The following is a 21,136-nucleotide window of genomic DNA, read 5'->3' as shown; positions in this document are numbered from 1 at the left end:
AATATGAAGAAAAACCAACCGATATTACTAACTGAAGGTTGTATCTAATCCCGGGGGCAGGCCAGCATCACCGTGATTAAGTCGGTAGAAGTCGGACGGATTGTAAAAGATGCCTGCCGGGAGGTTGGTAACTCTTAGGCCACCTACTGCAACTGGAAATCTAAACGCGATGGAATGGAAGCTTCTGATATTAAAAAGATAAAGCATCTTGAAGAGGAGAACCGGGCACTGAAAGACGTTATCGAAAAAAGCGCTAAAACCAGTCTTGAAGCGTAAACTGGTAACGTATCTGATAACAGCATTCGGACTCAGTATTCGTCAGGCCTGCCGGAGCCTGAATAAAACCCCGAAGATTATTTTTTGCTTAGTCTATTATTTTTTGCTGCTCTACTTTTTCTATGGTTTCAAGCCTGCGGGCCTATCAGGGTGTGTTAACCAACGCGAGCGGGTTAAGACTCTTATTTTTAATAGCTAAACAGTAACATCAGTAATCGTTACTTCTTTATTAATTCTTCTAATTATAAAATCTTTAGCATCTGGTAAACTATTAATCAGTTTTTCTATTGTACCCTTTGGATATATTTTTTCCTGAATTGTTTTTTTCAAAATCAGTTGAATAAAACAAACGTTCGAATTCCCTATCAAATCCCAACCAAAAAACACAGCCGTAATCTGATAATTCACTTACATCAAGCCAAAGCACATTATCCGGGGCTCCGTTTGAAAAATCCAAATCATCCAATGGTATTTCCCCTATATCAATGACACCATCAGCTAATTTATTATTCAAACTATCCTTTAGCGAGGAAATCACAACATATAGATCGGTGACTATTCCCTTCCCAGGAATTAACCGATCATCAATAATAAAATTAAAAAGGCCACTTGGGGAACTCAATTCAATAATTGATTCTAATTGAATACCAATTTCCAATGCATTTCCAATAATCATTTTATTTTCCATCCTTCCTGCTTTCTCAAGGCTGCTCTAACGTCATTTGGTAACTCAAGCTTGTTTTTTATGTTTGCGGTACTACCTGACCAATCGTAACTACCCGTATTATCTGGAGAAAATCTCTATTTGTAACCATTACTATCTATAGTATGGAGATTATGCGCTATGTGTGAAGCCGACGGCAGCAGCAAAGGCGGCAGGGATGCAGCATTGCTGGCGGTGATTCCTGGCTGCGGCCAGCGCCGATCAGAGGCGGTGGCGCTGAGCTATGAAGATACCCTCCCCGGTGAGCATGCATTAAAAGTGCCTGGCAAAGGTAATAAGGAAAACTGGCCTATGTGCCGGCCGGAGCCTGACAACGATTAATGTTGTAGACCGATCAGATTCGTGGCGAACATCCCGGCCCACTGTTCACAGGCATCCGTCGGCATGACTGAGTCACGAACGACCGTCTCACCGACCAGGCGGTGTAGCATATTCTGCAGACGCGTCAGTAAGAGGCCGATCTCGACAAGTGCGCGCCCCATGATCTCAGAAGAACCTTCGCAACGGCGCTGCTCGATAATGGTGAGGACTTAATTACGGCCAAGGATGCAATGGGTCACGCCAGCGTCACCACCACGCAGAAGTGTGACGGGCGCGGGGAAGATAAACTCCGCAGGGCAAGAGATAAATTTAACTTCGCGAAATAATCCTGGCTTTGGAGCGTGAGAGCCTTTTACAAGGAAGGTGTTGTTTTTTTAACTGTTTTTTTCGTCCAGTGGCGGCGTGCCATTAGCATATTCCCCATGCCAGAGGAGTTCAAGAGCGCCTGCTTCGCCAAACTTTCTTAGCAGTCTGTGTATTTCTTTCTCTGTTTTATCTGCTTTTTACTGTTGAGCTGCTTTTCACACACTTTCATTATATTGGATGGGATTGATTTGAGATCTGCAAGGTCCGTTTTGTTGATATTAAACGTGACCTTCTATTTCTGAATGGCGCAGGATTTCAGGGCCGAGTGTTCAAAGTAAACAGTTATCTTAAGGTAAAACTAAGAAACAGTCAGGTCTGGAAATATATAGCCTTGATTCCATGGATAGTTACGCCCATATTTTGAGACGTATCACATAATTGGTATATATTTTTTACTGGATGATATATCGATAGTCTGCTATGCGTCGTTATATATTGATTATTTTGACTATTTTAATAATTGCCGCGCCTATCTGCCGATAAAAATAATTAAACATTTAGCCCGCCAAGGCGATAAGAAATAAGTAATCAAAGCAATGTTTCTAAATTGTATCTGACGCTTAGTTTGAAGTATGTAATGAAAGCAGAATATATAGCCTCATAAATTCGTCCTAACTTTAGATTCTGTAAAAAATTTAGTTTTTCAAAAATGGTGAGGATATGTCATCTATGTCGATAAAAAGCTTGTTAGCCGCAGCATTGCGCCGGAGTCGTTCCCAGCCAGCGAATGGCATTTATGATTGCCGAAATATGCCCAGAACGTTATCGGCGGCAGGCTTAAGTAATAAATCCCGTGGGATCCTGATGACATTTGTTCCGCCTAATGCCGATTATCCAAACGTCAGCCGGGCATGGCAGCAATTATCCTCTCCCGACTTAACCGTAATCACCCTTTCTTCCAGTGGCGCGTTGAGTAGCAGCGGCCGCGAAACGACTTATTGTGACGGCGCGGGGCAACAGGGCAGCTGGCTGTTCCTGCCCGACTCACTGGTTGCACAGCACGAAGTACATATCGTTGATTTACATGTGAAAGATATGCATACCGCTCCGGATCGAATCAAAGCGATTCAGCTAGAGCTCGAAAGGCTGCAGGTGCGTATGCCGCTCTCCTCAGAGAAAACTTTCGCTATGGTTTACTGTGACGGGCTTTCTGCATCAGAAGGCTTTTTGATGCAGGCCTGGTATAACTGCGGTCGTTTCCCCTGCCTTGCTATTGGCGGTTCGGCAGGAGGAAAACTCGCTTTCGATGGTACATGGATAAGCGTGGGCGGTGAGGTGATGCAGGGAAAAGCAGTGATTGTCTTTTGCACCATGTCGAGAGGGAAATCATTCGCTCCTTTCAAAAGCCAGAATTTTAAACCGTGCAATAAAAGCTGGTTGATTGCTCAGGCGGATCCGGTCGCCCGTACCGTCACATCCGTATTTAACGAACAGGGTCAGCAGGTTCATTTTACGAGCGCGCTGGCGGAACATTTACGCTGTAATGAGCAACATTTAACCGAAAAACTTAAAGGGCTCACCTTCGGCGTGAAAGTAGGAGATGAATACTTCATTCGCTCTGTCGCGACCATTGACAGTAACGGTGTGCACTTTTTTTGCGACCTTGAATTTGGTGATCGCCTGCATTTGCTCGAAGAAACTGATTTTAAACAGGCAACACAACAGGACTGGAATCATTTCATTACGGGGCTTGGTAAACCTGCGGCCGTCCTGATGAACGACTGTATTCTGCGTCGTCTGGGCAGTGAGTCCCATCTGCATAACGCACACTTTTTTAAAGGCTTACCAGCTGCAGGATTTTCCAGCTTTGGGGAAATTCTTGGGGTGCCAATTAACCAGACGTTATCCGCATTGGTTTTTTTCAACCATGATGTGAAAGCAATGACGAATTTCCCGGTGGAATATGCCAGCTATGCGGGACACTATGCCCAGCGCGCGCTTCGTCGCTGGGAAGCGCTGAATGATTTCCAGAGTGGCGTAATTTCTCGCGTGGTTGCTTATCAACAGAAACTGGGTCCGCTAATGACGGCATTACCGATGCTCGAAGCGGCGACCCAGACGCAGAATGAAACCCTGGGGATGGCGGAAAACAGTATTCGCTCTATCAGCGATATTGCTATCCAAAGCCAGCAGGCACAGAACCGTTTAGTTGAAGGGCTGGACGATCTGGAGAAAATATCTGCAGGTATTAATGAAATTACCAGTGGTATCAGTAACATTGCATTCCAGACTAACTTGCTGGCGCTCAATGCCGCTGTAGAAGCAGCGCGGGCTGGCGATGCCGGGCGTGGTTTTGCCGTTGTTGCAAGCGAGGTGCGGCGGTTGGCACGTTCCTCAAAAGAACAGGCGGATGCCACCGCCGCAAACATTAATCAGGCGGTCACCACGATTTCTCGCATCCGCAACGTGGCGAACAATACCGTGGAAACGGCCAGCAACATGGCACAGCACTCTATTTCCGCAGCTGATACGATTGCGACCATGAGCAGTAAAACCAATGATGAGCGGGAAAGTATCGCTACACATCTAAGCAGCCTGCATGCCTTGACCGCAGGTATGGATGCCATGCAAGAAGCAGTTGCGCAACTGACGGTGTTGCAGAAGCTCTCCACCCGACACGACCATCACTGAAGGTCAAGCTCTGCTGATAAATCAGCAGAGCTTCTCTAATCAATTCTTATTGTTACTGACCTGCCCCCAAGATTAGATACAACATTCAGTTAGTAATGTCGGTAGGTTTTTCTTCACATTTCCCGTTTCGCCAGTCCGTAGCGAATTCAGCTGGTGTCTGGTAATCCAGTGATGAATGGGGACGACACTCGTTATAATCCTGCCGCCAGTCATTAATCGTTTTCCGGGCATGAAGAATATCGCTGAACCAGTGTTCATTCAGACACTCATCGCGAAAGCGTCCGTTAATACTCTTAATAAATCCGTTCTGCGTTGGTTTACCCGGCTGGATAAGTCGAAGCTCCATACCATGCTCAAAGGCCCATTGCTCGAACGCGCGACAGGTAAATTCCGGACCCTGATCGGTTCTTATCGTCGCCGGATAGCCACGGAAGATCGCTATGCTGTCCAGAATACGAGTGACCGGAACGCCGGAAATACCGAAAGCGGCGGTGCTCGCCAGGCACTCCTTCGTGAAATCATCCATATAAGTCAGGCGCTTAATCTGACGGTCGCTGGCAAGTGCATTCAGGACAAAATCCATCGACCATGTCAGGTTCAGTGCATCCGGGCGCAGAAGCGGAAGCCGCTCAGTCGCCAGCCCTTTACGACGTCGTCTGCGCTTCACACTCAGGCCGTTAAGGTGGTAAATGCGGTATACCCGCTTGTGGTTGACGTAAAAGCCCTCCCGACGCAATAACTGCCAGATGCGCCGGTAACCAAAACGCCTGCGTTCAGGCGCCAGCTCAGTAATACGCCCTGATAAATGTGCATCAGCGGCGGGACGCTGAGTCTCATAACGGCTGGTCGACAGGGCCTGTCAGACTGCAAGCACGCCGTTGCGACAGACCGGTCGCATCACACATCAACACCACGGCTTCCCGCTTCTGGCCTGTCGTCAGTACTTTCGGCCCAGAGCCACCTGTAGTACCTCTTTATCCAGCATGGCTTCGGCGAGCAGCTTCTTGAGGCGGGCGCGCTTCTCTTCAAGTGACTTAATCCTTTTAATTCAGCCATTTAAATAACACCAAACTTCTTGCGCCAGGTGTGGAAAGTAGCGTCTGAAAATAGCATGCTTACGGCAGAGTTCCCGGGCAGAAACCCCGGCTTCGGCCTCGCGGAGGATACTGATAATCTGTTCGTCGGAAAAACGCTTCTTCATGGGGATGCCCTCACGTTGCTAATTGACCCTAACCCACAGCCTCGCGGTCAGAACGCGAAACAGGGTCATAAAGCCACAGAGAAAGGCAAATCGATATACAGCCCACCCAGCCTTCGGCTGGGAGAGGCGCACGGGAAAAGTTGAAACCTAAATCGTTGAGTGAGGGGCAACCATAAGCGTGAATTTTTCAAGACGGGGAGGTTCAGTGATTCATAACCTTTGTCAGCTCGACTTCACCCGTTGCGGCATTAAAGTACAGATAGAAAAGATCCCCATTCAACTGATCAGGTTTTGACCATATTTCCCTTTCCCCTAAGCTACGCTTTTCCTTGGTGTAGCCCAGCTTTTCAAGGTAAGAGCGCAACGGTTCAGTCCCGGTTGCTCCCTTGAAGATAATACTATTTGAAGGCGCATAACCATCGCCGGGGTGTGACTCGAAATTGAAGTCGTCCGTTATACGCGGGGCGTTTTCAATGTCCTTGTCTGTTAGAGTGTGGTAATTGAAGAAATCATTTTCTTTGTAGACAGTTGTTTCATCAGAGCCAGATGCAACGAGCCAGACAAATAACCATACTAGAATAAGCACGGTGACAGCCAACAGCACACACCACTTCACTACTTTTAACAGGGTTGTCATTGCTTAGCCCCCATGAATGAGAGCGATGCACCATCATTTGTAATGACTTTAACCACCCCGGATGTGAAATCGTCCCACGGCCTAAGCCATGCCATAAAATGCGGAAGATTCACCATATACGCCTGATGCCGCACACATGGATCTTCTGGATCAGGAAACAGAATCGGACGGAACCCTCGATTTTTATGGGAACCTATAGCGCCGTAGTAATCCCAGCGGCAGACGGCTGATTCATAACTCACAGGCTTGACACGATAACCATACCGACCCGGAATTATAGCCCGATAGAATCCGAACAGATCAGAAACCAAATCTTCGCCACTAAAGCCACTGTCCGTATACCAAGAGAATGACCGTAAGCTTTGCAGCCCCTCGAATCTGGATGCAGTGTTCATCATCATTGCCAGCATGATTCTGTTAATGTCTTCGGTGCTCCGGCCACACTTAATTTCCCAGCGAGAGAACTTCCCGACACCAAGCCGCGATGCGAACTTAATGATGCCCATATCCTGCCGATACATGACTACATAAGACGGCTTACCGCTACGCTCCCCCTCAACGAATTGACGTCTAAGCTCGGCCACGTCATTACCACGGGCATGCCCCATATCAATCCAGCCGAGTACCTCGGTGTAAACTATTCCCCTGTCGAGTACGTCAAATAATGCCCCGTCCTTTATCTCTCTTCTGGTGCTCACGCTTTCACCTCCATATCAACTCTGACCATCAATGGTATAGCCTACTTTTCAGGCAGTCCAGACGGCAAGCAATAGCATCATATAAGCCCCGTTGGTGGTACAGACAAGCGGAGCCTCTGGCGACTTCATCAGGGTTATGTCAGTTAGTGAGGCTTATCAGGATGACCATGTACTCAAGGGGAGCGAGGCCGAACCGCTGGCAGAGCTTGCATATGGTCTACAAGTACCGTGACCACCATAAACCTGTTTATCCCCTGCGGCGTCTCGCGACGGCGACAGAACGGGAGCATCGGGCTAAAATGCGCTTCACTAAAAGTTTTTGGGATTGTTTAGAGACGGGGCTACATCATAGCTTTCAAGTTGAGTCAGTACGTGTCTGACGCTTGGAACTACACGCCGCTATGAGCTAACATCCCAATTACCACTATCAACCACAGCGGCTTTTTCAAGGGACATAACAGAGCATTTCTTACAGGTCTTACAGGTCTTACAGGTCTTACAGGTCTTACAGGTCTTACAGGTCTTACAGGCAAAAGAGACAGATTTCATTGCCTAACTAACTGTTTTGTAATAAATTTAGTGACTTTATGTGAATCACCACGGATAATCCAGACACTTCTGAGCCGTTGATAATATAGGTTTTCATATTCAGCCGGTGGCATCTGCTCGCTCGAACCATGCCGACGCTTACTGTTATAAAACATTTCGATATAATCAAAAATATCGCTTCTGGCTTCGTCTCTCGTTCCGTAGATCCTTTTCTTAATCCGTTCGCGTTTCAGTAGCTGGAAAAAGCTTTCCGCAACCGCGTTGTCGTGGCAGTTACCGCGACGACTCATGCTGCCTTTCAGACCGTGTGATTTCAGGAACGGCTGCCACTCATGGCTCGTGTACTGACTGCCCTGATCAGAGTGAACCAGTACCTGCTTTGGAGGATTACGCCTCCACACCGCCATAAGTAATACGTTCAGGACAATCTCTTTTGTCATGCGGGGTTGCATTGACCAGCCGATAACTTTTCGGGTGAACAGGTCAACCACCACGGCCAGATACAGCCAGCCTTCATGGGTTCGGATGTAGGTTATGTCCGTCACCCAACGCTCATCCGGTGAGTCCGGATTGAACTGCCGCTGGAGCCTGTTGGGTGTCACGATGCTGGCTTCGCCTTTACGTACTCGTGGGCTACGGTACCCAACCTGAGCTTTTATTCCGGCACGCTTCATCAGCCGCCAGACCCGGTTCACTCCGCACTGCTGTCCGGTATCACGCAGATCGAGATGGATCTTGCGATAACCATAGACGCAGCCAGACTCAAGCCAGAACTGTTTGATCTGCCCGGTCAGCATCTGGTCTGTCTGGTGACGCTGCGAATGTGGCTGTTGAAGCCAGAAATAAAATCCACCCGGATGGACATCCAGAACCCGACAGAGCAAACGAACAGGCCAGCAACGGCTGTTATCGCGGATAAAGGCGTACCTCAGTCGGACAGCTTTGCGAAGTACGCCGCGGCTTTTTTTAATATGTCCCGTTCGTCCGTAACCCGCTTCAACTCTTTCTGAAGACGGCGGATCCCGGCCTGAGCATCTGACTGTTCATTATGAGTGGAAAAATCCGGGCCGTACTTCTTTATCCAGGCGTAAAGACTGTGAGTGGTGATATCGAGACGTGTTGCAACACTGGAAACAGAATGACCACGATCAACAACCTGTTTGACCGCTTCAATTTTAAACTCTTCAGGATAACGCTTACCGCTCATGGGCACCTCTCTTTAAGTCATCTTAAATGACTCTGAGGTGTCTGTTAAACCCGTGGCGATTCAATACCGCCTTGATTGCCAGTTACTATATCCTTACACGGAGTCGTTGGGCTGGTATATGGGGGCTGAAAATAGCCCCCTAACTTTAAATTCCTTTCAACATATCAAACACCACGCGGGCAAAGCCTTTCGCCAGTTCAGGATTTGAGAGGTACTGCACCATCATCTCCTGCTGGGCCTCGTTACTGTCCATCACAGCATCATCAATCGCTTTCGGGAAATCTCCCAGCATCGCCTGTTCGCGCGTATTGTTGGCAATCTGGGTCATCACCGCCTGGTTTTCTGACAGCTTGTCGCGCACCGCGAAGGCATAATTGATCATGTCTTTATCGGTGAGGTTATCGGTGACGAACAGTTCATTCAGACGAGCCAGGATATTTGACAAAAACTCTTCTTTCTTGTCCTTCGGCTTTGCCGTTCCGACATCATTACCCGGTGTGATTTTGTAATCTTCAGCACCCTCCTGCAGCTTCAGGTGCTGTTCGTGGAGCTTCGACAAACGATAATGGCTCATCTCCACGTTGCTTAAATCAATTTCGTCTTCTTCGATACGCTGTTCATGCAGTAACGGACGCAGATGCCGGGCAAACAGGCTAAGTTTTTCTAAGTCCTTGTCATCATAATCCACGATTTGCGACATAAACTCGTAAAAACGGACAAAGCTGCCGAGATCTTTCTTGAAGATATCCAGCTTACTTTTTTCTTTCTCGCACTCTTTAAAGGTGTTTTCCGCATTGGTGATCAGCACAATATCGCCGGTCTTCTTGGTGCGTTCAAACATCTCTTTGGCCAGCACATACGCATCAATAGCCGAGGTGTAGCGCTGCTTCCAACGCTCCACCGCCGGTTTGCAAATATTGCTAATGGCCGCGTTGGATTTGTTTTTGCTGAAGAACGCCTCGCAGAACTGTTCCACTTCGTTCCACAGGAAAATGCCGCTGGTACGCAGCTTTTCATAAAGCTCAAAGACCAGTTGTGGATCGCTGACATCCGTCAGTTCTGCTGTCTGGTAGTACGGCTGGAAAGCCCCCAAAATCTCTTCGGGTTCGTTGTAGAAATCGAGCACAAACGTTCCGGACTGCGCCTTCCCCGGATAGGTGCGGTTCAGGCGCGACAGCGTCTGTACACACTCCACACCACCCAGTTTTTTATCCACATACATGGCGCACAGCTTGGGCTGGTCAAAACCGGTCTGGAACTTATTGGCCACCAGCATCACCTGGTAGTCGTCAGTATCAAACGCTTTGCGCATATCCCGACCTTTCAGGCCTGGGTTCATATTGATTTCGGTGAACTTCTGGTTAAGCAGCGCAAGGCTGTTGTGGTCATCTTCATGGAATTCCACTTCCCCGGAGAACGCCACCATCGCGCTGATCTTGTCGTACTTTTGCTCAGCGATGTATTTATCAAACGCCAGTTTGTAACGCACCGCAGCCTTACGCGAACTGGTCACCACCATCGCTTTCGCCTGGCCAGACAGTAGGTGCATCACATGCTTACGGAAGTGCTCAACAATCACCTTCACTTTCTGCGACACGTTATGATCGTGTAGCGAGACCCACTGGTTCAGTTTGATCTTGGCTTTCTTGCTATCCACTTCCCGGTCAGGATCGTCCAACTTTTGCAGCAACTTATACGCCACTTTGTAGTTGGTGTAGTTCTTCAGCACATCAAGAATAAAGCCTTCTTCGATGGCCTGACGCATGGAGTAAACGTGGAACGCTTCCGGTTTGTTAGTTTTAGATGCCGGTTCCAGCGGATTAGGACGACGACCAAACAGCTCCAGGGTTTTGGCTTTCGGCGTAGCGGTGAAGGCGTAATAGTTGAGATTGTTGCTGCCCTTACGCGCGGCGACGGTGGCATCCAGAATATCTTCTGAAGACATCTCCGCATCGTCATCCGTTTCTTCGATCATCAGCACTTCTTTCAGTTGACGCGCCGTAGAGCCGGTCTGCGAGGAGTGCGCTTCATCGGCAATCACCGCGTATTTGCGCTGCTTGAGGCTGACGCTGTTTTCAATTGCCTTCAGGACAAACGGGAAGGTCTGGATGGTGACGATGATAATCGGCTGCGAGTTTTCCAGCGCGCTGGCTAGCTTCTCCGATTTAGAGCCGTCGCCTTCTTTGTTATTGATACGCCCGACCACGCCATCCTGATGCTCAAACTGATAGATGGTGTCCTGCAGTTGATCGTCAAGCACGGTGCGGTCCGTCACCACAATCACCGAGTGGAACTGCTTCTCGCCATTTTCATCGTACAGGCGGGAAAGCTGATGGGCCGTCCAGGCGATAGAGTTCGATTTACCCGACCCCGCACTGTGCTGAATCAGGTATTTATTGCCGGTCCCCTCCACCGTGGCGGCGATGATCAGTTTGTTCACTACGTCCCACTGGTGATAGCGCGGGAAAATCAGGCTCTCGCTTTTGTACTTCAGGCCAATGGCACTTTCTTTTTCGACGATTTGCAGATGCACGAAGCTCGCGAGAATTTTCAGCAAATTGTCCGGCAGCAGCACCTCATTCCACAGGTAGCTGGTAGCGTAGTCGTTGGCATCTTCCGGGATGTCGTTCCCCGCGCCGCCGTCATGGGTGCCTTTGTTAAACGGCAGGAAGAAGGTTTTATCGCCATCGAGTTTAGTCGCCATAAACACTTCGTACTGGCTGACGGCAAAGTGCACCAGCGCTCCGCGTTTAAAAGTCAGCAGTGGCTCAGGTTTATTGGTGCCAGGGTCCTTTGGCAACCGCGTTTTTTTATATTGCGTGATGGCGTTCTGCACGGCCTGTTTAAATTCAGACTTCAGTTCGAGGGTCGCTATTGGCAGGCCATTGACGAACAACACGAGGTCGATACGCCATTTCTTCGCCTTGGTGCCCGTTTCTTCAAATGCGGCGTTCGATGCATGTGGGCTGTAAACCAGCTCCGGCACAATACGGCAGATATTCTGTTTATAGCGAGTCAGGGTTTCCGGATTGAGGTTATGTTCCGGCTTAAACTGGCACAGTGAAAAACGCGCGTTATGACTTTTGATACCATGACGCAGCACGCCGAGCGTGCCGTAAGTGCGAGACAAAACATCGGTGGCGTTGATATCCGCTTTTTTCAACTGCGCCACCAGCGCATCGAGGAAATGACGCTCGGTATCGGTAGGATAAATTTTGGCAAACTTCTCCCACTCCTGCGGCTGCGTGGTCTGCACAAAGGTCAGTGCATCCTGTGAGTACAGCGCACGTTCGCGATCGTAGCCGTCGGTTTTGCCACAAATCCAGCCTCGCTCGATCATCTGAGCAATCATCTCATTCTGGAAAATCAGCTCTTTGGTGCTGTCCATGCTCATGCGGTGGCCTCCTGTGGCTCCTCAGCATCTTGCGTATCAGGGGCAACCCAGTCGCGAACGTCGATTTTTCCGGTAACAGCGGCGGAGATAAGGGCGGTGCGACGTTCCTGCATTAAAGCGACAGCCTGAGTAGCTTTAGCAATAGTGCAGCTCAACTTTTCACATTCGCCATTTAAATATCTAACGATATTCAAAGACTCTTTTAGTGGTGGTAGAACAAATCTTGTAGATTTGAAATCCCCAAGGGAAACTCTTTTTCTTGTGCCCTCCACACTTATGTCATTGGCCACCATACGACCAAAATCAGAGTTCAAAAGATAAACAATAAACTCCGGACTAAATTTATCTCTATCTACCCTGATTCTTATTACATCCTGAGTAATTATTGCACTTGGTTCTCCGACAGGATAAACACATGCATCCCCAGGAGGATCGCCGACTTTAGAAACAATGACATCACCAGGCTCAAGTTTACATACATCAAGTTGCTTAGCTTTCATTGGTGTAACAAATACAGTGCTTTTACGGGAGTAACCAGTAGGTTTAATATCCCTGATGTATACTACGGGTATTCCATGATCTCTAAGCTCTTCAGCTAGCAAGTCACTACCAAATGGCCCATTTACAAAACTTCCTCTTGACCCATCAGAAACACTAACCAATTTCTGCTTTATCCAATGTGCAGGCACTTTCCCCAACCACTCAACGCCAGAATCTTTCATCGGCACGCCAGGGTTTAGCCCTTTGGTGACGGCATGGCTAATCACTGCCTGATGTTTTTCTTTCAGTAGTTTAATCAGTTGCTGTTGCTTCTCGATTAGGTTGTCGATTTTTGCGGTTTCGTGCTTGAGGAAATCTACTATTATTGATTGCTCTTTTTTACTTGGAAGCCCAAATTTAAAATTATTTAGAACTTCTGAAGGTACCCTCTTCAATCCACCAGCACCGGTCATAGCACCTTCAGCTATGAACATGAAGCTATCTTCCTGAAGACGATAAAATAAAAAATCATTGTTTATAATATCATTGCAACGTAAAACATAAATTTCAGAAGAACCAAATCCTACGCCATTGTTCAAATCACGCGCAACGACCATGTTTTTATTTTCGAAGCATGGTGTGACTTTTGCAATTAGGATGTCTTCATTTTCAAAATATGTATATCCATTATATACATCGGTAACATCTTTTATTTCATCTAAACATAAGGAATTGAATTTGAGCTTTTCCATCGGAATAAAGCTACACATCCCTTTCATTTTTTCTATGCTAATGCATGATTTAGAAGGATTTAATTGAGCAACATGTTTTATTGCTAGCGTTGTCCAATGAGCTGGAAGTTCCCCCAACCACTCAACTCCAGAATCCTTATACTCCGGATACGCCTTATACTTAGCCATCAGGAATGAACCTCCTGCAGCAGCTTCATAATCTCGGCGCTGACCGCATCCAGATCGGCATCAATTTCTTCCAGCGGGCGCGGCGGCTGATAGACATAGAAATGGCGGTTAAACGGGATCTCATAACCGACAATCCCTACTTCGCCATCTTTCGCATCGCGCTTATCGGCGTTGATCCACGCGTCATTCACATGCGGTAGTACTTCAGACTCGAAATAGTTTTCAATCAGGTCGCTGGTGGAGACTGCCGGGTTCAGCGGTACGTTTTCGTTATCACGCAGCTCACCGTCCTGCTCAAACTCAACAACCTTGCCTTTATATTCAAACGCACCGTACAGCGGCTGAGCGGCTTCTTTCAGCACTTTCTTCACCACCGGTTCGGCATCCGGGTTTTTGGTGGTGATGGCATCGATAAACTGCTTGTTCTCTTTCGCATCCAGCTTCACGCCAGCTGTTTTGATGGCCCCTTTCAGGGTCAGTTGGAACTGGTTGAAGTCATTGCTTACCAGCGTTTTACCACCCGACTGCGTACCCAGAGCTGCCTGAATCTGCTGCGCTTTTTCCATCAAGGCGCGCTGCGCCAGCCACAGTTTGCTGTCGAGCAGGTCTTTAATTTGTTTCTCTTTCAGCTCGGCAAATTCGGCTTTGATGATGGCGCGCGCTTCTGCTTCCAGCTCGGAGAAATCACCATAGGTCTCCTGCTGCCATTGGGCCGCAAACTCTTCATACAGGCGTTCCATCGGCGTGTTAAACGGCTTCGGCGCAAAGCGCAGAGTCGCAATAGCTTCATCCGTCACCTGAGCGGATAAACGCAGCGGGCGCTCAATGGTCAGGCGGCGATAGCCAAAGTCAGTGCTGTTAAAGATTTTGCTGGCGAAGGTTTTCGGCGCTTCGGTTTTGGCGGTGGCAGACTGGCGACCACGGTTGGATTTTTGCTCGGCGGCTTTTTCCAGACCAAGATCTTCCAGAGTTATGGTATCCACCACCTCAAAATCACCGAAGGTTTGAGTAATAATTTTTCTATAAGCTTTGTTTATTCTATTTCGCTTGGAGCCTAGAGATTTTCGCATCTTGATGTACAAGTTGCTGCCGTCAATCAACTGTACTTTGCCTTTGCGCTCAGGCGCTTTCTTGTTTGAGAGGATCCAGACGTAGGTGGCAATGCCGGTGTTGTAGAACATATCCGTTGGCAGCGCGACAATGCCCTCCAGCAAATCGGCTTCCAGGATATAGCGACGGATTTCACTCTCACCACTGCCCGCCCCACCAGTAAACAGTGGTGAACCATTGAGGATAATCCCGATACGCCCACCGTTGCTCACTGTGCCATCCACATTGTGGTTGTCGCGCATTTTGCTGATCAAATGCAGTAAAAATAGCAGTGAGCCATCAGAGACACGCGGCAGGCCCGGGCCAAAGCGACCGTTAAAGCCTTTCAGTTTGTGTTCGTCGTTGATCTCACCTTCAATCTTTTTCCAGTCCACGCCGAACGGCGGGTTAGAAAGCATGTAGTCGAATTGATCCTGTGGTAGCTGGTCGTTAGAAAGGGTGTTACCCAGCTTAATACGGCTGACGTCCTGACCTTTAATCAGCATGTCGGCTTTACAGATAGCGTAGGATTCCGGGTTCAGTTCCTGACCAAAGGCACGCATGACCGCATTAGGGTTCAGCTCGTGCACATATTCCATGCCTGAAGAGAGGAAGCCGCCGGTCCCGGCCGTTGGGTCATAAATGGTGCGGATGATACCGTCCTGCGTCAGGACTTCGTCATCTTCCATAAACACCAGCGAGGTGGTCAGACGCACAATATCGCGCGGGGTAAAGTGCTCACCGGCGGTCTCGTTGGAGCTTTCCGCAAAACGACGGATGAGCTCTTCAAATACCAGTCCCATTTCATAGTTGGAAATGGCTTTCGGGCTGAGATCGGTGGTGGCGAATTTCTTCACCACTTTGAACAGCAGGTTGGCATCTTCCAGCAGGCCGACAAACTCGCTGAATTTGAAGTGTTCGAAGATTTCACGCGCGTCCGGGGAGAACGCCTGTACGTAGCTTTCCAGGTTGGCTTTGATGTCGTTCTGCCCCATCTTGCCCAGATCCATCTTCGAGGTGTTGAAGAAGGAAAGGCCGCTGGCGCGCAGTAGAAACTTCTCTTTCGCATCTTCCGGCAGCGGGCTGGTTTTTAATTCATCATATTTCGCCACCACCGCGTCTTTGGTCTCCGCCAACACACATTCAAGGCGACGCAGCAGCGTAAAGGGCAGGATCACACGCCCGTACTGAGACTGTTTAAAATCACCGCGCAGCAGATCGGCCACCGACCAGATAAACGCAGCCGTTTGAGAGAAGTTATTGTTAGACATAATGATTCCAAAAAAGCTTTAGTGTGAGCACCTGTCGCAGAGGGGGCAGAGGGGGCACTGTCCTGTCAAAAGCCTGCGAATACGGTACAACAAAATGAGTTGCGGAAAATCATACCGCCAGAACGTACGAGCACAAGCAACAAATTCCTTTTGATAAGGGCCATTCTTAATCGTAACGTATTGCCAGTGCTAATAACTCTGCTACCGCATATCATAAAAAAGGTAATATTTTATATTTAACTTTATGATTTTAATGTTTTTTATTAATTTTCTTACAAGGTGAAACTATAGAGGACTACTAATTTGGGGCATAAGCGTTGATCATCAAGGAGGCCATTTTGACTTCGGTAAGATGTTCCGTAAATGATATTTCCGCCTGTTCTGCGGTCTGGCCAACGAGTGTCTGCATAACTGTCATACCGAACTACTTTGGGTAAAGAGCACAGCGAAGCTAGCGGAAGGGTATTAGAATGTTGCTCAAAAGAGATGCTGGGGCTGACAAATCCAGGATGGATAATGATTCTTATCGGATAAGTTAGCTTTTATAACTTGTTTAATTTGTATAAGAGGATCACAAGGATGAGCCGCTACACAGGTGAAGATAAATCAGAACAAATTTTGAGTGCTGCTAGCGAATGGCGGAAATATTGCCTTATTGATGGCGGTTCACTTTTTAGTGATAAGAAACTCTGGAACAGTCAGTATTTGGCGGAGATTGAGTGTGATGTTGTAAACAGCCAACTCGAGTTGGAAGGCAACTTTATGCATCGTCTTAAGGAACAGCTGGCTAGTGTATCAGCCGAAGCAAAACAGCTCACCGCAGAGATGCTTTGGTTGCTTTTTCTGTGTCCCAGCAATATCAGCGCAAGAACCAAACGTGATCAGATTATCGAAATCTGGGCGCTTTCTGGTGAGCCGCTAAATGCTGATCATCCTGCGCTTAAAGACGCGGTACTTTGTGGGGTTGGCAGCGCCGGAACAGGATTTAACACTTTGCGTGCACGAGAATTTGCTTATCTGACTAACGTTATTAAGGCTCTGTTAATGCTAACATCTTCAGAACGCGAGGCGCGCCTGAGTGATGGTTTCGCCTTTGCCGAATGGTTAAGCGCTATTCCTGAGAATGCGAGTCGTCAGTTCCGTCATATGCTGTTATTTATGCTGTTCCCGGATGTTTTTGAACGCATATTCAGCAATAACGACCGCAGAACGATTATTCGTGCTTTTAAGCCACAATATAAGGGAGATTTTTCAGCAGTTGCGATGGATAGAGTGTTGCTGGAAATAAGACATGAGCAAGAAGAAATACAGAACAGAGAGCAGCTCGATTTTTATGTTCCCCCTTTGTCGCAAATGTGGCAAGAGCAGCCAGTCAGACACTGGTTAATGACCTGGAATCCTCGAAACTGGCAATGGGAATCACTTTCTTCAGCTATTCAAAAAACACGTGATGGAGATTTTCATCGGGAAGGCTGGAGCTGCAATAACAGTAATGTCAAAGTCGGTGACACAGCCTGGCTAATGCGAGTAGGTGAGAATCCAAAAGGTATTTTTGCCGTTGGGACGGTTGTTTCTGAACCGTATGAAGATAAACACTGGAACGCTGATAAAGCAAGCAACGATGAGACATGTAGATTCGTTGATATCGATTTTTCAAGAATCATGGATGTAACGACTGAGCCTTTTATTACTGAAGAGAGATTAAATGTCTTGAATCAAGACAAGCAAAATTGGTTTCCTCAGCAGTCTGGCATTGCTATCCGTACCGATAGCGCTAATCACCTCCAGAAATTATGGTTAAGCATTGTGGATGGTAGTTCTGAGAAAATTACTGGTTCACTGTTGTCCCAACCTGAAAATTTGATTTTTTTTGGCCCTCCGGGAACAGGAAAAACGTACGAGCTTAATTTGCTAAAAGCGAAATACGTTAGCGAGTCCCAGACGCTTACGCGCGAGCAGTGGCTGGGAGAACAGCTTTCTGACAAGGCATGGTATGAGGTTATTTTCATCGCGCTTGTGGATATGGGGGGAAAATCTAAAGTTGCTCAGATTGCTGCCCATGAATACGTGCTCAGCAAAGCTAAAGCGCAGGGGCGTATGAATTCTTTGAATTCAACAATTTGGGCTACACTACAAACTCATACGTCCGAAGAATCGACAACAGTAAAATATGCGCGCCGTGTTCCACCTTATCTTTTTGATAAAATTGATAATAGTTTTTGGGTTACGTTGCCTGAAGCACAAGAAGAATTCACGGAGCTTATTGCCTTAAGCAGGCAACTCAAGCAGCAGCCAGCCGTATCAGAAACTATCAAACGCTACGAATTCGTCACTTTTCATCAGGCGTACAGCTACGAAGACTTTGTCGAAGGCATTCGCCCTGAGCTTGACGAAGAGAGCAGAGAATTAAGCTATTCGCCGAAAGACGGTGTATTCCGTCGTATCTGCCAACATGCCGAAGCGGATCCTGGACATCGCTATGCCATTTTTATTGATGAAATTAACCGTGGTAACGTCGCGAAGATATTTGGTGAGTTGATTACCCTGATTGAACCCGATAAGCGCATCAATGGTGATAAAGGTATGCGTATTACCTTGCCTTATTCACGGGAGCCTTTCGGTGTGCCCGCGAATCTGGATATCTATGGCACCATGAACACAGCAGACCGTTCAATCGCTCTGCTGGATACGGCTTTACGCCGTCGCTTTCGTTTTAAAGAACTCATGCCAGACAGTACCCAAATTGCGGGTGAGGATGGTGCAGGGAATATTGTTGATGACGATGGCCGTCAAATTAATCTGCGCAAACTGCTGGATGCAATGAACAAGCGAATTCGCTTCCTTCTCAGCCGGGATCTTATGCTGGGCCATGCTTATCTTTGTTCTGTAACGAACCTTACTCAGTTAAAAGCGGTCTTCCTGAATCAGTTTATTCCATTGTTACAGGAATATTTTTATGAGGACTGGCACAAGATTCAGCTTGTATTCCGGGATATCGACGCTGCCGGAAAGCTGGTAGAGGCCCCCCTGATTGGCCATGTCAGACTGACGAGTACAGATGTGTTCGGGTTTACTCATGATGATTTTGAAGAGGTCGTTGAATATCGGGTGTCATCCGCACAAGATATTACCCCCGACTCAATCCGCAAAATTTATGAGGATTAAGTCGTGGCAGAAATATTGTCCGTTATTGAACATGATTCACTGCCCGTTATTGCCGAAAGAACGAATGCCCAGCGTGTGCTGGGCATTCATCATGCTCGTTTACTGGAGAAATTGTCATCGACGCTTCCTGCTGGTGCCTTTAGCTGGGGACATCAGTCGGTTCGTTTTGCCCAGTTCTGTGGCGTGATCCATTTAGACGATCTGACACTCGAAATCCTGCCTAAAATCCACGGTAAAGAGGCTCAGCCAGAATCTTGCCGGTCAGCGTTGATACAGATGCTTCAGACTGCACGGTTGATACGTACGCATAAAGGGGCTTTGGCGGGTATCAATACTCAGCGTATGGCCCTGCTGGATATTTTTATCCAGCACTTTTGTCAGGATCTTCATGCACAGATCATTCAAGGCAAATTACGCAATTATGTCGAGCAAGAAGAAAACCTTGCGGTAATCCGTGGCCGCCTGGCTATCCCACAACATATCCGACACAACGTAGTACATAAAGAGCGGGTTTATTGTCGTTTCGATGAGTTCAGTGAAGACATTCTGTTGAATCAGATACTCCGCTTTACCTTGCGATTGCTGATGCCGTGGGCACATTCCAGCAAAACAAGAAAGCAGTTAAGCGAATTGTTGATGCATTTTGATGGTATTCGGGATGTACCCATTACTTTGCAATCATTTAACGCTTTGACAAGCGATCGTATTAATCAAAGATTTCAGCCTGTCCTTGAACAATGTCGATTGTTTATTTCTGCAATTAAACCTGATGTCTTAGCCGGTAGCACTCCATTGTTTTCGCTGTTATTTGATATGAACCGCCTGTTTGAAGCCTGGGTTGCCGAGAAATTAAAGCCCTGGGCTCACCAACAGGGCTGGCATATTCGTACCCAGGGGCCGCGCAGATATCTGGCGATCCGTGAAGGCGATTCTCCTCAATTCCAGCTTATACCGGATATTGCTTTCGTTGACGATAAAGAGGTACCGCAATTGATCGCGGACACCAAATGGAAATTATTGAATGAAAACGACCGCAAGCTTGGTGTTTCCAGCAGCGACATCTATCAACTTTATGCGTATGCAGGGCGCTATGAAGTACCTCATTTGCAATTAATTTACCCGGAACAGGCAGGATTGCTCTCCCATCACGGCTTCAGGTTACAGGGAATGCACGAACCAGAATTGGCAATTAAAACGATAGCAATAGATAATAGTCGGAAATTAATCTGGTCTTTGTAATAAAACGAGCATTGATGAATATCGAAGGAAGGTAAGAGCACTATTAAGGTGTTCTTTTACCTTTCTTAGCGTGTTTTTTATAAATGAATTTAATAAGAGATTAATTAATCAATCAACTAATTATTTTTAGTAATCAAAAATCATGCTATCTGACAATAAATGATAGAGAATACACAGGATGAATATTAGAAATATATTGTTGAGCGTGAAATATTTATTTGTTTTTCAAAGTTGTATTCTGCTGGCCACCACGCAGTGGTGAACGCTTACGCGTCTACGGTGCTTTGCGCTCGCCACTGCGTAATGGCTATGAGAGTTATATGTTGATAATTTTTTGCTGACATAAATGAGCTTGAAAGCCTTTCTGTACATGGTTTATAACGAATTCACATGTTGATTTAAGAGTCATTTGGTATTGGGAGGGGGGATGTCTGTTGTCGCGCTGGTCCGTCAGCGGATTAACCGCATGAGACGGGGTATGCCGTTTGCTATCAGTGGGTTCTACCCGCTGGGAAGCCGCACTGACCTGCCCCCGGGATTAGATACAACCTTCAGTTAGTAATATCGGTTGGTTTTTCTTCATATTTCCTGTTTCGCCAGTCCGTTGCGAATTCAGCTGGTGTCCGGTAATCCAGCGATGAATGGGGACGGCACTCGTTATAATCCTGCCGCCAGTCATTAATCGTTTTCCGGGCATGAAGAATATCGCTGAACCAGTGTTCATTCAGACACTCATCGCGAAAACGTCCGTTAAAACTCTCAATAAATCCGTTCCGCGTTGGCTTACCTGGCTGGATAAGCCGTAGTTCCACACTATGCTCAAAGGCCCATTGATCGAGCGCGCGGCAGGTAAATTCCGGGCCCTGATCGGTTCTTATTGTCGTCGGATACCCCCGCAACAACGCGATGCTGTCCAGAATACGCGTGACCTGAACGCCTGAAATACCGAAAGCAGCGGTGATTGTCAG

At 47.5% G+C, this 21,136-nt stretch carries 11 protein-coding genes and 3 pseudogenes; 5 read left to right on the top strand and 9 right to left on the bottom strand.

Annotated elements, in window-relative coordinates; all coding sequences use genetic code 11:
- Positions 1-66: 66 nt before the first annotated feature.
- Positions 67-340 (top strand): annotated as a pseudogene (locus tag AAIG26_RS23560) (transposase); the annotation flags it as partial.
- A gap of 207 nt (positions 341-547) precedes the next feature.
- Here the strand turns inward: AAIG26_RS23560 and AAIG26_RS23555 are convergent.
- Positions 548-964: an Imm42 family immunity protein gene (locus AAIG26_RS23555; RefSeq protein WP_343181622.1), complete on the bottom strand. Its 417-nt coding sequence runs from the start codon at positions 962-964 to the stop codon at positions 548-550.
- 147 nt (positions 965-1,111) lie between these two features.
- On the opposite strand from AAIG26_RS23555, the pseudogene AAIG26_RS23550 reads away from it, so the two are divergent.
- Together AAIG26_RS23550 and AAIG26_RS23545 are read left to right on the top strand one after the other, a co-directional pair.
- Positions 1,112-1,647, top strand: a pseudogene (locus tag AAIG26_RS23550) (tyrosine-type recombinase/integrase); the annotation flags it as partial.
- Positions 1,648-2,347: 700 nt separating this feature from the next.
- Positions 2,348-4,318, top strand: coding sequence for a methyl-accepting chemotaxis protein (locus AAIG26_RS23545; protein ID WP_343181621.1), 1,971 nt, complete (start codon positions 2,348-2,350; stop codon positions 4,316-4,318).
- A gap of 85 nt (positions 4,319-4,403) precedes the next feature.
- Here the strand turns inward: AAIG26_RS23545 and AAIG26_RS23540 are convergent.
- The 7 genes and pseudogenes from AAIG26_RS23540 to AAIG26_RS23510 all read right to left on the bottom strand — a co-directional run bounded on the left by AAIG26_RS23540 (position 4,404) and on the right by AAIG26_RS23510 (position 15,764).
- Positions 4,404-5,519, bottom strand: a pseudogene (locus AAIG26_RS23540) (IS3 family transposase).
- 202 nt (positions 5,520-5,721) lie between these two features.
- Positions 5,722-6,156 carry a hypothetical protein gene (locus tag AAIG26_RS23535; protein WP_269232433.1) on the bottom strand — a complete coding sequence of 145 codons (435 nt, stop codon included), beginning with the start codon at positions 6,154-6,156 and terminating at the stop codon, positions 5,722-5,724.
- Positions 6,153-6,854, bottom strand: coding sequence for a hypothetical protein (locus tag AAIG26_RS23530; RefSeq protein WP_269232432.1), 702 nt, complete (start codon positions 6,852-6,854; stop codon positions 6,153-6,155). The genes AAIG26_RS23535 and AAIG26_RS23530 overlap by 4 nt, the downstream gene beginning before the upstream one ends.
- A 545-nt stretch (positions 6,855-7,399) precedes the next feature.
- Positions 7,400-8,610, bottom strand: a protein-coding gene (locus AAIG26_RS23525) for an IS3 family transposase (protein ID WP_343181605.1) whose coding sequence is annotated in 2 segments (ribosomal slippage) — positions 7,400-8,373 and positions 8,373-8,610 — 1,212 coding nt in all. Because the reading frame shifts where the segments join, the coding sequence is not laid out codon by codon here.
- 145 nt (positions 8,611-8,755) lie between these two features.
- Positions 8,756-12,004 carry a DEAD/DEAH box helicase family protein gene (locus tag AAIG26_RS23520; protein WP_343181604.1) on the bottom strand — a complete coding sequence of 1,083 codons (3,249 nt, stop codon included), beginning with the start codon at positions 12,002-12,004 and terminating at the stop codon, positions 8,756-8,758.
- A complete protein-coding gene (locus tag AAIG26_RS23515; protein WP_343181603.1) occupies positions 12,001-13,404 on the bottom strand; it encodes a restriction endonuclease subunit S in 1,404 nt (467 codons plus the stop codon). Before AAIG26_RS23515 ends, AAIG26_RS23520 begins: the two co-directional genes overlap by 4 nt.
- The gene (locus tag AAIG26_RS23510; RefSeq protein ID WP_343181602.1) at positions 13,404-15,764 is read right to left on the bottom strand and encodes a class I SAM-dependent DNA methyltransferase; all 2,361 of its coding nucleotides are present in this window, start codon (positions 15,762-15,764) and stop codon (positions 13,404-13,406) included. Before AAIG26_RS23510 ends, AAIG26_RS23515 begins: the two co-directional genes overlap by 1 nt.
- A gap of 579 nt (positions 15,765-16,343) precedes the next feature.
- Between AAIG26_RS23510 and AAIG26_RS23505 the strand changes: the two genes are divergently transcribed.
- Complete coding sequence (locus AAIG26_RS23505) at positions 16,344-18,929, top strand: AAA family ATPase (RefSeq protein ID WP_343181601.1); 2,586 nt, start codon at positions 16,344-16,346, stop codon at positions 18,927-18,929.
- 3 nt (positions 18,930-18,932) lie between these two features.
- On the top strand, positions 18,933-20,168 hold the full coding sequence (locus AAIG26_RS23500) for an McrC family protein (RefSeq protein WP_343181600.1): 1,236 nt from the start codon (positions 18,933-18,935) through the stop codon (positions 20,166-20,168).
- Between the two features lie 551 nt (positions 20,169-20,719).
- Here the strand turns inward: AAIG26_RS23500 and AAIG26_RS23495 are convergent.
- Positions 20,720-21,136, bottom strand: a 417-nt coding sequence (locus AAIG26_RS23495; RefSeq protein WP_343181599.1) for an integrase core domain-containing protein, incomplete at its 5' end; no start/stop codon positions are given.

This window comes from Kosakonia sp. PSU_27, from assembly GCF_039409795.1.
Lineage (GTDB): Bacteria > Pseudomonadota > Gammaproteobacteria > Enterobacterales > Enterobacteriaceae > Kosakonia.
Note: the sequence above shows the minus strand (reverse complement) of the source record. Positions and strands in the feature narration are given on the sequence as shown.